Annotated in this window: 15 protein-coding genes and 1 pseudogene; all 16 read left to right on the top strand. The window is 37.6% G+C overall.

From position 1 onward, the window contains the following. Positions 1-27: 27 nt before the first annotated feature. Positions 28-1506 carry a phage portal protein gene (locus DN408_RS20355; protein ID WP_147740351.1) on the top strand — a complete coding sequence of 493 codons (1479 nt, stop codon included), beginning with the start codon at positions 28-30 and terminating at the stop codon, positions 1504-1506. Positions 1507-1619: 113 nt separating this feature from the next. Next, entirely contained in the window at positions 1620-2138 is a 519-nt protein-coding gene (locus DN408_RS20350) for a phage head morphogenesis protein (protein WP_147740350.1), read from the top strand. A gap of 113 nt (positions 2139-2251) precedes the next feature. Then, positions 2252-3463 carry an XkdF-like putative serine protease domain-containing protein gene (locus DN408_RS20345; RefSeq protein ID WP_147740349.1) on the top strand — a complete coding sequence of 404 codons (1212 nt, stop codon included), beginning with the start codon at positions 2252-2254 and terminating at the stop codon, positions 3461-3463. Between the two features lie 16 nt (positions 3464-3479). Then, positions 3480-4466: a phage major capsid family protein gene (locus DN408_RS20340; RefSeq protein WP_098777558.1), complete on the top strand. Its 987-nt coding sequence runs from the start codon at positions 3480-3482 to the stop codon at positions 4464-4466. 170 nt (positions 4467-4636) lie between these two features. Further along, positions 4637-4810, top strand: coding sequence for a YqbF domain-containing protein (locus tag DN408_RS20335; RefSeq protein WP_147740348.1), 174 nt, complete (start codon positions 4637-4639; stop codon positions 4808-4810). After that, complete coding sequence (locus DN408_RS20330) at positions 4810-5346, top strand: hypothetical protein (protein WP_147740347.1); 537 nt, start codon at positions 4810-4812, stop codon at positions 5344-5346. Before DN408_RS20335 ends, DN408_RS20330 begins: the two co-directional genes overlap by 1 nt. Beyond that, positions 5343-5708 carry a hypothetical protein gene (locus DN408_RS20325; RefSeq protein ID WP_147740346.1) on the top strand — a complete coding sequence of 122 codons (366 nt, stop codon included), beginning with the start codon at positions 5343-5345 and terminating at the stop codon, positions 5706-5708. The genes DN408_RS20330 and DN408_RS20325 overlap by 4 nt, the downstream gene beginning before the upstream one ends. 6 nt (positions 5709-5714) lie before the next feature. Then, the gene (locus tag DN408_RS20320) at positions 5715-6125 is read left to right on the top strand and encodes a phage virion morphogenesis protein (protein WP_147740345.1); all 411 of its coding nucleotides are present in this window, start codon (positions 5715-5717) and stop codon (positions 6123-6125) included. A 4-nt stretch (positions 6126-6129) separates the two neighbouring features. Then, a complete protein-coding gene (locus DN408_RS20315; RefSeq protein ID WP_147740344.1) occupies positions 6130-6552 on the top strand; it encodes a hypothetical protein in 423 nt (140 codons plus the stop codon). A 21-nt stretch (positions 6553-6573) separates the two neighbouring features. Continuing rightward, positions 6574-7176: a hypothetical protein gene (locus tag DN408_RS20310; protein ID WP_147740343.1), complete on the top strand. Its 603-nt coding sequence runs from the start codon at positions 6574-6576 to the stop codon at positions 7174-7176. A gap of 57 nt (positions 7177-7233) precedes the next feature. Beyond that, positions 7234-7752, top strand: a complete 519-nt coding sequence (locus DN408_RS20305) for a hypothetical protein (protein WP_048563276.1) — start codon at positions 7234-7236, stop codon at positions 7750-7752. Next, entirely contained in the window at positions 7716-8141 is a 426-nt protein-coding gene (locus tag DN408_RS20300) for a hypothetical protein (RefSeq protein ID WP_147740342.1), read from the top strand. Before DN408_RS20305 ends, DN408_RS20300 begins: the two co-directional genes overlap by 37 nt. 34 nt (positions 8142-8175) lie before the next feature. After that, a pseudogene (locus DN408_RS20295) lies at positions 8176-9108 on the top strand (phage tail tape measure protein); the annotation flags it as partial. A gap of 244 nt (positions 9109-9352) precedes the next feature. After that, complete coding sequence (locus tag DN408_RS20290) at positions 9353-11446, top strand: hypothetical protein (RefSeq protein WP_321147132.1); 2094 nt, start codon at positions 9353-9355, stop codon at positions 11444-11446. After that, a complete protein-coding gene (locus tag DN408_RS20285; RefSeq protein ID WP_147740340.1) occupies positions 11443-12126 on the top strand; it encodes a hypothetical protein in 684 nt (227 codons plus the stop codon). Before DN408_RS20290 ends, DN408_RS20285 begins: the two co-directional genes overlap by 4 nt. Continuing rightward, a complete protein-coding gene (locus tag DN408_RS20280; protein WP_147740339.1) occupies positions 12123-13667 on the top strand; it encodes a hypothetical protein in 1545 nt (514 codons plus the stop codon). Before DN408_RS20285 ends, DN408_RS20280 begins: the two co-directional genes overlap by 4 nt. Positions 13668-13670: the final 3 nt, after the last annotated feature.

Genomic DNA, 13670 nt, shown 5'->3' with positions numbered 1-13670 from the left:
TAGAAGAAAGGAGGATATACAAACGATATGAGCGATAAGAAAACCATAAAGAATGTAAAAGTATTCGGAATTAACAAAGCTGCAGACGACCCAAAGAATAAGGAAGACAACAGCAAACAAATGGCAGTTGACCCATTTGCACAAATATATGGCGATAAGGGATTGATTAAACCTCCTTATGATATGAAAGTGCTGCTTGATATAAAAGAAAGCAATCCTATTCATTCTGCTTGCATTAGCGCAAAAGTGGATGATATTGCTGGTGTTGGTTTTGACTTTGCTCCTTTTGAAGAAGTAAAAGAAGCAGCGAGCCAGGAGCAATATAAAAGCTTAAAAGACTTTATGCGGAATTGTAATCCAGAAATGACAAGCTCAGAGATTATAAGGGCCGTATGGGATGATTATGAAACAGTCGGATGGGGCATTATTGAAGTCGTTCGTAATAACAAAGATGAACCGTCAGAACTATACCATATTCCAGCTCATACGGTTCGTGCTCATAAAGATAAAGTACGCTTTGCTCAAATTGTAAATAACAAAGAGCGTTGGTTTAAAAAGTTTGGTTATCCGGATGATTTTCGTCTTGTTGATGGTAGGGAATTAAATGCAGAGGATATTGCAGAAAACGGAACAGAAAAAGCTGGAGAAGTAATTGTTATTCGTAAATTCGGTTCTCGCTCTTCTTATTATGGGATACCTAATTACGTTAGTTCTATAGGTTCGATAGTTGGCTCTCAAGCGGTAAGAGATTACAATATTAACTTTTTTACAGGCAAGACTATTCCAGATGCTCTGCTATTCCTTGAGGGAGTCGATGAAATAGATGAGGGAACAGAAAACGAACTAAAAGCGTTTTTCTCTGCAGAAACTAAGGGTGAACATCATAAGTTGGCCGTAGTTCCTGTTCCACCAGGAGCAACAGCTAGATTAGAAAAAGTCAGTCCAGACGTAAAAGAAGGTAGTTTCCGTTTATATAAGCAGGATAGCGCAATGGAGATATGTGTGGCCCATCGTGTACCGCCTTATCGTATCGGTTGGGCTATGACAGGTTCATTAGGACAAACAACTGCTAAAGAAATGAACGAGATGTACAAGCGTTCTATTATTGAACCTGGACAAGAAATATTAGAGCATCGATTAAATAATCAATTGTTCTGTGTGTTCGATGAAATACTAGACGGTTTAGATTGGCATTTCAAATTAAATGAAATTGATACGGATGACCGTGAAGCAGATTTAAAGTATGCAAAAGACAGTTATGAGGGTGGAATATTAAAACTGAATGAGTCCCGTAAAGTAGTAGGTTATGAGCCTGTACCAGAAGGGGATAAATTCTTTGATGGTAAAACCGAATCTTCTCCGCCTGAACCAATTGCAAAAGCTGCAGACAATGAGCAAGAGAACATAATTGCTATTAATACATTTAGGGAAAAGCATGAAGAAGTAGAGAAAGCTATGCAAAAGAAGGTAGCAGATTTTTTTCCGAGCAGGGAAAACGGCTCTTAAACCTGCTTCCCGTAATTCGTATTAATAAAGCAGATGAAGAGATTGATCTTGTAATTGCAGAAGCAGAAGTTGATGAATTTCTGGATAGTGTGGATTGGGATGAAGAACGACAAATGTTTGTTGATGAAGTCACCGCCACTCTACAGGATGATGTTACAGAGTTTGTACAAAGTACCATTGCATCAAATGGTTTAACTTGGATGGTATTAGATCCAATTGGTGACGTTGCTGCAAAATGGGTTGCTGCTTATGCTTTTGAATTAGCAAAGGGAATTCATGAAACTACTAAAGATAGATTAAGGGAAGTAATGTTAAAGAATCTTAGTGATGGAATGGGTGTCGATGCACTAAGTGTTTCTATTGCAGATGTAATGTCAGAAGCCAGTAACTATAGAGCAATGTTGATTGCGCGTACAGAAACAACGTATGCGATGAATTACGGCAACTTAATTGCTTATAAAGGTGCAAATAGAAATACAAAGACGTGGCTTACAGGAAACGACGAGCGTGTTTGTAAAGAATGTGGCGGTTTACATGGTGAAACGGTAGATATTGATGAACCATTTAACAATGGAAAGATGTGTCCACCAGCTCATCCTCATTGCCGCTGCACTATGATTTCAGAAGAGTAACAGAAATAAACCTATTGATTGGGGTTTCATCGTCAAAACGTATAAGGCTTTAAATTGGCTGTTATGCGTTTTGACAGTGGAACCCCAATATTTATAGGGAAGGAGGTAAAACGGTGGGATATGAACTAAAAAACGCCGAGATTAGCTATATTTCATTAGTTACAAAAGGTGCGAACGGTCGTCAATTTGCCATTATGAAGAGTGCAACTGCTAAACAACCTAATATATCGAAACAAGTTCCAATCCTTAAAACGGAGGAAGAGAAGCAACTTGTTACAGGCGTTGTATATGAACCGGATGTTGAAGATTCGCACGGGGACAAAATGACCGCAGAAGAAATTGAAAAAGCTTCACATACCTTTATGGAAAATTACCAACACATCGACAAGCAACATGATGAAGTTGCTGGTAAAGGGACAGTTGTTGAAAACTGGATTGCTAAAAGTGATATGACATTAGGCGAACAAGAAGTAAAAGCCGGAACATGGCTTATGACTGTTCGTGTTGATGATACAGAAACCTGGGAAGAAATCAAAAAAGGTGAAGTAACCGGCTTTTCAATGGGGGGATTCGGTGAACGTGTAGAAATCGCAAAAAATGATGATTTTACCCATGAAGAAAAAGGATTTATCCGTAAAATGTTTGATTTCATCAAGGGTGAAACACACAGAATCGAAAAAGGTGAAGTGAAGGACCGTTTTATCGATGGGAAACAAAATCGTGATTTACGTGCTGTTTTTGATTTGTTCGAAGATGTGTTCTATTGGGAGATTTGGGAGAACAATCCCGATATCGACCGTATGACAGCTGCACTTGATGATATGAAGGAAGTACTTGCTTCTATTAAAGGTGGATATACCATCGCTAAAGCAGACGATAAAACGCAAGCAGAAAGCATTGTACTAGAGAGTATTAAAAAAGCTGGGAAAGTGTTATCCCAAAAGAATCATGCGAAATTAGATGAAGCATTGGCTTTAATTAGCGAAATAAAAGAAGCTGCTTCACCAGAGGAGGAAGAAGAAATGAAGGTAGAAGACATTGCAGAGATTGTTAAACAAGCAGTAGAACCACTAGCAACTAAGTTAGACAAGATTGAGAAACAAGTGAATGGCGAGGAAGTTCCAGGTGATAACCCTACACCAGAAGAGCAAACAGACGCAGAGAAAATTGAGGGTATGATTCAAAAAGCTTTAGAACCAATTGCAAAGCAAATCGAGGATATTGGTAAAACTGCTTCTATCCGTAAAGGTTTAGATCCAGATGAAGAACTTACACCAGGACAACAACAAATTAAAAAATCTAAATGGGCAGGATTAAACCTGTAAGGGGAGGATTATCACTATGACAATGACTAACACAGAATTATTAGCTCATATGGAACGAATTACAAAAGGCGCTATGACAACAGGAGGGACGGCTGCTGGATTATTAAACCCAGAACAAAGTAAAGAGTTCTTCCGTATGGCATTCGATACAACACCATTCTCACAATTACACCGTAAAGAAATGCGTAAGGCAAAACAAGGTGAATTAGATAAAATCGCAATTGGTGGCCGTATCTTACGTAAGAAAACAGAAAACAGTGATGATAATTACCGCGCAGGTGTTCAAACTTCTAAAATTGAGTACAATACAAAGGCTATTCGCTTACCTTGGGAGATTACAGAAGAATTACTCCGTGAAAATATTGAAGGTGAAGGATATGAAGATACTGTAATGGCTCTCATGTCTACTCAATTAGGTATTGATTTAGAGGATTTACATTGGAATGGCGATACAGAGTCTTCAGACGGAATGTTATCTATCAATGATGGATGGTTGAAAAAAATCAAGAAATCGAAAGAGTCTCATATTGTCGATCACGCTAAGTTAGTAACTGGTACAGGTGAAGCAGCGGCGGCGAACGGATTCGGAAAAGGTTCTATCTTTGCTTTATCTGGTGCAATGCCAAATAAATATAAAAACAGCAATCTACGTTGGATTATGTCTCCAAGCCGTAGAGAAAAATGGATTGAGTATTTAACAAATCGTCCTACTGGCGCTGGTGATGCTGCACTACTTGGAGCAGGGGATCAAGTTAATAAACCAATGGGATACGGAATTGTTACAGTTCCATCTTTAGAAGACGATGTTATTATTCTTGCAGATCCTAAAAACTTCATTGCGGTTAATACATACGACACTCGTGTTCGTAAAACTACAGAAGGTAAATCTGCAGTAATGGAAGATAAACGTTTCTATGTAATTCACTTTGATGATGATGCTGTAGTTCAAGAAATGGATGCAGTAGCAATCCTGACAAACATTCCAGATACGTTTGGCGCTTAATAGCCAGGCGTATTTTTTATGGAAACAAACTCTTTGTTATTAGGGTTTTGAATGTATACTTTTTTAATAATTTCTTGTTTTTAATGGGAAATGAGATGGAATCAATAAAACCAACAAAACGAATGTAAACTTTCATAGATTAGTTTACATTCGCGAAAGGGGTGTTAATTATGAAAGTAATTGCGCTGCGATTAGGTGGCACTTACACCGCTTATGGACAAAAGTTTAAGAATGGCCAAGAGGAAACAGTTGCAAATGATAAAGCTGATTACCTCGTAAGTACTGGGCATTTTGAACTTGTAAGAGAAGTCGATAAGGTTGATAAGAAGGAGAAAGATACGTAATGGATATTATCGTGCAGGACATTAAGGACCGCGTAAATGTGCAACGAATGCCCGATACGGTTATTCAAGAACTAATAGATTACTATGCAGTTATCACAAGGAAGTATTTAAGAGTCAAGCCAGCTAATCCGATGAAAGAAACCATCCGGACAAGTAAATTGGCTTGGCTTTCTTTTTCTGCTGAATCTGTAGCAAAAGTAATACATGTTAGTTCTAAACAAGATATGACCGATTCTATTACTGTAGATGGACGAATTGTTTATGGCTTATCTGAAAATCAGTTATATGAATTCGAATATGCGATACAAGATTATGATGATCTGCAGGTGCTCATGAGGAAATGTATTATCGATTTGGTTATTTCTGCAGTAGTTCGTGCTAACTTACAACGAAAGGGCATGAAGACTTCGGAAAATATCGGGGATTATTCGTACCAGATTAGCCCAGAAACGTTAGATGAACCTGCTACGAATAATAAGATACTTAATGGTTTAAAAGCGTTTAGAGCAAGAGTTAAGCCGGTAATGGCTATATGAGTATGTACTTTGTTGATGATATGGATGATTTATATATTCATGAAGTAGTTGTAAAACGAAAAACAAAAAAGAAACAATCCTCTGGTAATTATGCAGAAGTTGAAGAAGACATTTATGAAAATATGATTTGCCGCGTAACTACTAATTCTGCTGCTGATAATGAGAGATTTAAGCGTGATAAACAAAATTTCGATACAACTTTTAAGATATATGCACCTGCTTCTTACAAAATTAAGCCTAATGATCGTATTCATTTTAAAAATGAAGAATTAGGCGTTGATTATACGTTTGAAGTAAAAGGAGAACCGCGTAATCCTGCATTTATGAATCATCACATTGAGATTTATTGCGAAAAGGTGTGATTCTATATGGCTAATTCAGTAGAAGTTGAGTTCTCAAGCAATATGGAGCAAGTAAAAACACAAATCAATAATATGTGTGTCGAAAAAGTAACCGGTGCTACAATCCATTTGCAAAATCAAGTTAAGAAAACTCTTACAGGTAGTCGTAGTGGTAAACAATACAAAATACCACATACAAGCCGTAAATATACCGCATCCAAACCAGGCGAAGCTCCTGCTGTTCGTACTGGTGATTTATTAAACTCTATTAAGTACAACATTAAAAGGTCGCAATCTGAGGTATTGGGCGCAGTAGGAAGTGACTTACAAAAAGCAATATGGCTTGAAACTGGTACGAGTAATATAGAAGCCCGTCCATTTCTAGTAAAAACGTTTGAGAAAGAGCGCAGAGAACTGAAAAGGCAAATGGGAGGGTAATTGTATGTCTAATGCTATTGCAGCTATTAGAATGCTTGTAGAGAACGATGAAATAATAAAAGCTAATCTATCAGAATACGGTGAAGACGAGGACAAAGGCCCTGCTCTTACATTCCAAACTGCGCAAGATGATATGGACATGCCTTATGTAGTTATGAGCATCGAAGCGAATAATCCGGATGATGTTGAAATTATAGATCGTATGATTCTGAATTTCGATGTGTATTGTGATAATGGTGATTATGATAAGGCAGATTTAATTGCTACACGTATTGTTAAGTTACTAGATAGAGTAGTTGGTTTAAAAGATGATGGGATACTTTCTATACATCGTGCAGGTAGTATTCCTGTACCAGATGAAGACCCATCTATCATTCATATAAACGCTAAATTTCTTGTCCGGACTATGCAAACGGACTTGTATTAATTTAATAAGGGGGTAGAACCAATGGCTTGGAAATTAATTAATGGTGTCCGTGAAGGGACTACTGATAATTTTGTTATCGGTCCTGGTGTCATTTACAAAAACTTTAAAAGTATTAAAGATTTAGGTGAAATGGTTGGGGCAACAACTGGCGGAACAAAAGTCGGTTTTGATCGAGAATACTATGATGCAGATATTGATGGTGTACTTGGTAAATTAGTACGTGGTAAATGGCTGTTAAAAGATGAACCACATGTTGAGGTAACACTTGTGGAATTTACGAAAGAAAATCTGCAGTTAGCTTTACCTGGGATGACGGTAGATAGCACTACAGAAGCGGATTACGATATTATGAAACCTTCAAATGATATTCCGGATTCAAATTACCATGATATCGCACTAATCGGTATGATTTCGGGTAGTGAATCACCTGTCATTTTCGTAATTCGTAATGCAATGGTAGTTTCATCTATTGAGGTTGATTTAAAAGATGGTAAGGGGACAGTTGGTTTGAAATGTAAGTTTATTGGTCATTACAGTGAATCTGCACCATCTACGCCACCGTATGAAATCTACTTACCGAAGAAAAAGAAAACAACAACGCTAAAAGCACCGGCTACCGTATAAATGGTAGTCGGTTTTCTATTACATAAAACAAGCTAAATGCTAAAAGGAGAGAATGAAATGAAATCTATTTTAGAAAAAATGATGAATACCGGTACAGAAATTACTATTTTAGGTGAACAAGTGACAATGCGTCGATTAAATGTAACGGACGTTTGGCGATTTGCTAAAATCATTTCTAAAGTTGGACGCCACGCAATAGCTGATTTCGCAGAATTTGGTAAATCTAAAAACGAAATGGATGAATTAACTAAGGCTGCGGAGTCTCTTCCAGAAGAGGAAAAGCAAAAGCAATTAGCTGCACTTAAAGAACACAAAAGTCAAAAGGGTTTAGAGTTTGCTTTACGTGTCTTAACAATGATTCCGGCTTGTGAGGATGATTTCACAGAGTTCTTTGCAAGTTTACTGAAAGCTAAGAAAGAAGAATTTTGCCAACTACCTCCCGAAGCAATGGTTTCTGTTATTCAAGGATTACTAGAAAGTGAAGACTTAATGACTTTTTTCAACCAAGTGCAGGGACTAGTGAAAGTTCAGAGCGAGAAATGGAGCCAATCAGCAGCAGCTCCGATTCAAGCCTAAACGAAAATTCAGATGAATATTTAGAGGAAGCCGAACAAAATATGTTACGTGCTTTCGATAAGATCCAAAAACGGTATGGATGGACAGATGATTATGTCTTATCAATACCGTATTCGCGTTTAATGGACCTGTTTTCTTTAATTGCACGAGAAGAGCAGCAAGAAGAACTAAACGAGTGGAAGAAGATGGCTTTCATCGGCTTTCAAACTCGTCAGCTTGAAGAAGGTACTACCTTTAATGATTATCTTCAAGCCTTTGGACTCACTGACAACCAGGGCGATAAAGAATCGTCTTATGAAATGGGTGAAGTATGGACGAAAGAAGAATGTGAAGCGCATGTTGAGCAGATCATGGCCCACTTCCAAGAAGACGAAGACGATGAAGAATAAAATGGTTATCGGCCCCGGGAAAGGGGGTGCGTAAATGTTAGCTGAAATGTTCCAACTGTTCGGAACGATTGGTATTAAAGCAGAAGGTGCTTATAAAGATTTACAACAGTTTGAAGATCGAGTACAAAAGACTGCAAATGGAATGCATGATAAGTTCCAAAAAGCAGGGGAATCAATTAGCCATGTAGGTAGCAAGATGCAAGAAACAGGCGCTAATATGACCGCTGGTGTTTCATTACCTTTAGCTGGTATTGGTGCTGCAGCAGTTAAAGTAGCTTCTGATTTTGATACTTCTCAAAGAAACATCCAATCTTCTTTAGGTCTTACTGAAAAAGGTGCCGAAAACCTTGGTAAAATCGCAAAAGAAACTTGGAAAGATGGATTTGGCCAAAGTATTGAAGAAGTAGATCAATCCCTTATAAAAGTGTATCAAAATATGAAAGAAGTTCCTCATGAAGAATTAGAGGAAGCTACAAAGAGTGCTATGACACTGGGTAAAACATTTGATTCTGATATCAATGAAGTAACCCGTGGTGCAGGGCAATTAATGACTAATTTCGGTATTTCTTCAAAAGAGGCATTTGATTTATTTGCTGCAGGTGGACAAGAAGGGCTTAATTACTCAAATGAGATGTTTGATAATGTGTCCGAATATGCGCCGTTGTACAAACAAGCTGGCTTCTCTGCTAACGAGATGTTTACCATTATGGCGAACGGGACTCGTGATGGCAGTTACAATCTCGATTACATTAACGACCTTGTAAAAGAGTTCGGAATTCGTGTGCAGGATGGTTCAAAAGGTGTAGCTAATGCTTTTGCTGAAATGTCTCCCGAAACACAAAAAGTATGGGATAACTTCAATAAAGGTAAAGGAACTTCTGCAGATGTATTTAATGCTGTTTTAGGCGACTTAGGGAAAATGGATGACAAAGTAAAAGCCAATCAACTAGGTGTTGCAGTATTCGGTAGATGATAAGTTGTGCCGAATTAAAATCGCGGTATAAAGCAAAGAGGGTGCGAATCCTAATTTGAACCGAAGGCTATGCAAAGTATGGCCAGGGGCAGAGCATAGAGGGTGAAAAGATATAATCCCTCCACGAGACCGCGACACTAATAAGTGAAAACGTATGCCGAACCGAGGGTGAATTGACATCCTATTATGCGGAGGAATCCCCGGAAGTAGAGGATAAAAAGCCTTTACGATAACAAAATTGACAAAATGGGAAGACATGGGTGCTCAAGCTGTCTTAGGGCTTAATGATGCAAATGGTGCATTAGGTGATGTTGAGGGCACGATGGGCAAAATGCAGAAGACGCAGCAAGAAGCCTTTGGTGTTCGCTGGCAAAAGTTAATACGTACTACGATGGCATCATTAGAACCGTTAGGACAAGCTATCTTAGATATTGCAGAAGTGGCACTTCCTCCAATTATTAAAGCAGTAGAAGTTGCTGCAAAAGCGTTTAGCTCTATACCAAAGCCAATTCAAATTGGTATCGTAGCAATTTTAGGTATGGTTGCTGTATTAGGGCCACTAATTGCCATGATGGGATTCATGACAAGTGGGGTTGGTGCATTTGTTGGTTCATTTAGATTCCTAGTACCAGTATTATCTAAGGTTCCTTTATTATTTACGGGTATATTAAAACTCGGACCTAGATTAATTGGTATGTTCGGAATGATAGGAAGAGCAGTAGCGTTCCTAGGTAGTACTGCATTTGCTGGACTTTTAAAAGTAGGGCCTAAACTTATCGGGATGTTTGGTGCGATAGGTAGGGCGCTCGCTATACTTGGACGATCTGCAATGACATTACTCATGAATCCCTGGACAATAGCAATACTTGCTGTTGTTGGCTTAGTGTATTTAATTTATAAGAATTGGGATGACGTTGTTAAATACACAAAACAAGCCGTGAAATGGATAGGTGATGTATGTTCTAAAGGGTGGGATGCAACCGTAAAAGGTGCAAAAACCGCTTGGAATGGGTTATCTAAGTTCTTTTCTGGCTTCTGGGAAGGCACGAAGAAAGTCTTCCATGCATCCGTTTCATTTCTAGGTAAAATCCTAGAGGGTGCATGGAAAGGTATTACTGCAGCAATAAAGTGGCACATCAATACTTGGAAAAAAATATTTGAATTCGGATGGAATGCTATTAAATTCATTTTTAATGGTGCTTTAAATATTTTAAAAAGCGTTGTTAAATTCGCTTTAGAAGTTATTAAGAATGTAATTTCATTTTATATAAAAGCGTACCAAACGATTTTTAGAGTTGGGTGGAATATCATTAAAACGATATTCACTACTGTCCTAAACTTTTTGAAATCGTTTGTTCGTGCTGCCTTTGATTTTATAAAAAATGTGATTTCTACAGTGATGAATGTTATAAAAACAATCATTTCTGCAGCATGGAATTTTATAAAAACAGTATTTGTTACTGTATTGAATTTCATTAAAACCACTGTTCAAAATGCATTCAACTTTATTAAAAATATAATCATTACCGTAATGAATGCGATTAAAAATTTCATTCAATCGGCATGGAATTTTATTAAGGATACGATCATTGGAGCAGTTCGAGCTTTCGTTAATTTCGTAGTTGATAATTTCAATAAGATTAAAAATACAATTTTTAGTGTTGTTGGGGCAATTAAAGATTTCATAGTTAATAATTTCGCTACGATTAAGAAAGTTATTACCGGCACTTTTACAGGTATTGTAGATACCGTAAAAGATGTCTTCAGTAAAGTAGGCTCCATTGTAAAAAATGTAGCAAAAGATGCAGTGAACTGGGGAAAAGATATCATCGCTGGTATTGGTGAAGGTATGGCTGCAATGGGTGGCTGGGTAGCTGATAAAGCAAAAGGCGTAGTCAGTGGAATTCCAAAAGCAGTTAAAAAGTTCTTTGGTATTCGAAGCCCTTCACGCCTAATGATGGAATTTGGTGGATTTATTACAGAAGGTCTAGGTGTAGGGATGGAAAAAATGATTCCTGCAGTAGACAGAGCTTCTGAATTGCTAAACAAAGCAGTGGTTCCACCTAAGCCAATGAAACTAGTAACCGATGTATCTACTCAAATCGGACAAATGGGAGCACGTTCAGCTGATTTAATCGGTAAAACTGCACATCCATTTTCTGGACAAACCCATGTTGAGAAGAACACGGATAAAGGTGTTACGATTCAAAATGCTACTTTCAAAGTTGCTGTTGAAAAACTACAAAATGCAGAAGACTTTGTGAAAATGAGAAAGCTGCTACAAAACGTAGTTGCTGATGATCTAATGGGAATGGCGGTGCGAAATGTATGAGTATATTAAAAACATTGCATAGAAGAGCTGGCTCATACCATCTCTTAGGGGATGCAACAAAGTTAAAAAACACAATTCAATATACCATTAATTTCTCATGGCCAGGGACATATAACTTTTCATTTATGTCCCAAGTTCCTATTGGCTCTGATGGCATGTTACCAGATAAATATTTTATTGTTCGGGTAAATGGTATTGAGAGATTTAGAGCAAGAGGTGCTTATGACTGGGAAGCCAGGGAAATCTTTGTTGGTGCAGGGCCACAGACAATTGAATTTACAACAAGTGGTTATGGTTCTTCTGATGTAGCGTATATACGAGATGTTCATTATTATGCATTTGGACATGTACCTAATATCGAAAAGATTGAACAAACAAAATTGCCGAAATCACTAGACGGCTTAAAAAATTATAATGTTATGCATGGATATCCGCGCTTCCAAAGTGCTGGAAATAAAGGTTGCGAAGTAGAATTTACTGTTTTATTCAACGATATCAGTCACTGGCGTGATTTCATGAGAGAAATATATCGTCCTCATATTATCACCGGCGATTATGGTACGTATGGGGGTATTATTCCACCGAATGAAGTAGATGCAATACGAAAAGGAACGCTAGTAATAGCAAAATGTAAATTAACATCTATGTCACAAGCAGGTATTGGAGTTGATGGAATATGAGAGAAGGATCTATTTCTTTAATTAGAATGTTGGGGAGCTATTTCCAAGTTGGGAATAACTCCCCTAATTTAATTGTTTATATGAAAAAAAGGGACTCTTCTTCTTATGTACAAGTACAACACCGTGTAACCGGCTTAGAAGTGCAGGAGAATGCAGACCAGTTTGCTAGTACATTTACTATTACCTTCGCAAATGAATATGGGGAAATGGCTCCGGATAACTGGTATGGTAAGTTTTCTTCTATTCAAGAATGGTTCTATAACAGTGAGGTAACAAATACAAACCAGCTATATCCACAGACTGAATTTAAAGTGTCTATTGGTTACGGTAACGAAGCTTTACCATATATACATGGTTTTGTATCTGATGTAAAAGTAAATGCCGAAAGCGGTACGATTTCAGTAACCTGCACAACGTCTTATAAAAAGGTTCTTCATAAGTCGGTGATTCCAACACCTGGATCAGATGAAATTGTTGCACCAACCGGTAATGTTTATGATGTAGTGAAATTTTTCTTTGAAAAAGCAGGAGTTACACTGCACGGCAGCGGAGTAAATATTCCTGGTACCAATCAGAGCTGGATTGTTGAAGGAGCAACAGGAAAGAGATTTCAAAAATGGGATGAGATTGTTCGCGACATTATAGATACAACATTCCATTACATTAAACACGAACCAGATGGCAGTTGTACGTTTATGAAAATGCCAGACTATGCAATTAACGAACCTGCAAAGTTTAGCTTTAGAGAAGGCGAGAACCTTATTTCATTAGATATGCAGCTAACGGACCAGGATATAAGTAATAGCATAGTTGTTAAATGCGGAGACTACGCAAATGGATTTCTTAATTCGTTTCTATTAAAAAATGTATCGCAGGGTGATTTACGAGAGGAAATGATAGAAGTTCCCTGGGCCACAACATTCTTTGCAAGAAGAGCAGTTGCTGCAGCTTATCATTTAAAAGCAATTCAGAAGTTCAGAACATTAACAGTTGCAGTCGTTGGGGATCCACGGATTCAATTATTTGATGTGGTTTCTGTTTTCAATAGAGATTCTGGCCAACAGTGGAATTACTTTGTTAAAGGTATTAATACAATGGTATCTGCAGATGATGGATTCTATCAAACTTTAGATTTAACAGTTAACTATGGGTATGAACCTGCTCCATATACAGATATAACTGGTATTACAGTAAACATTGATACGCTACGATTAAAACTTTGGGATTGGGATTTAGAAGATGGCGACTTATTAAATATTTATTGTAATGATAAGTTAGTTGAAGAAAATTATTTCATCCGGAACAATCCAACATATGTTGATATTCCACTTGAGTATGGCGTGAATATTATCGTATTCGAAGCAGTTCGGAACCCTAAAGGGATTCTTACAGGACGTTTACAAGTACTAGATACGCAGAATAATATCTTATTTGATTATGGTTCTTTACCAGATTTATCATTTCCTCGGGTAAATCAAGATGCAAATCACTATTATATCCAACGACCAGCCAAAACGTGGTCTGTTACGAGGGTGAACTAGGGG

Origin of the sequence: Bacillus sp. AR13-1, assembly GCF_008042285.1 — a bacterium.
GTDB lineage: Bacteria > Bacillota > Bacilli > Bacillales > Bacillaceae_G > Bacillus_A > Bacillus_A mycoides.
Note: the sequence above shows the minus strand (reverse complement) of the source record. Positions and strands in the feature narration are given on the sequence as shown.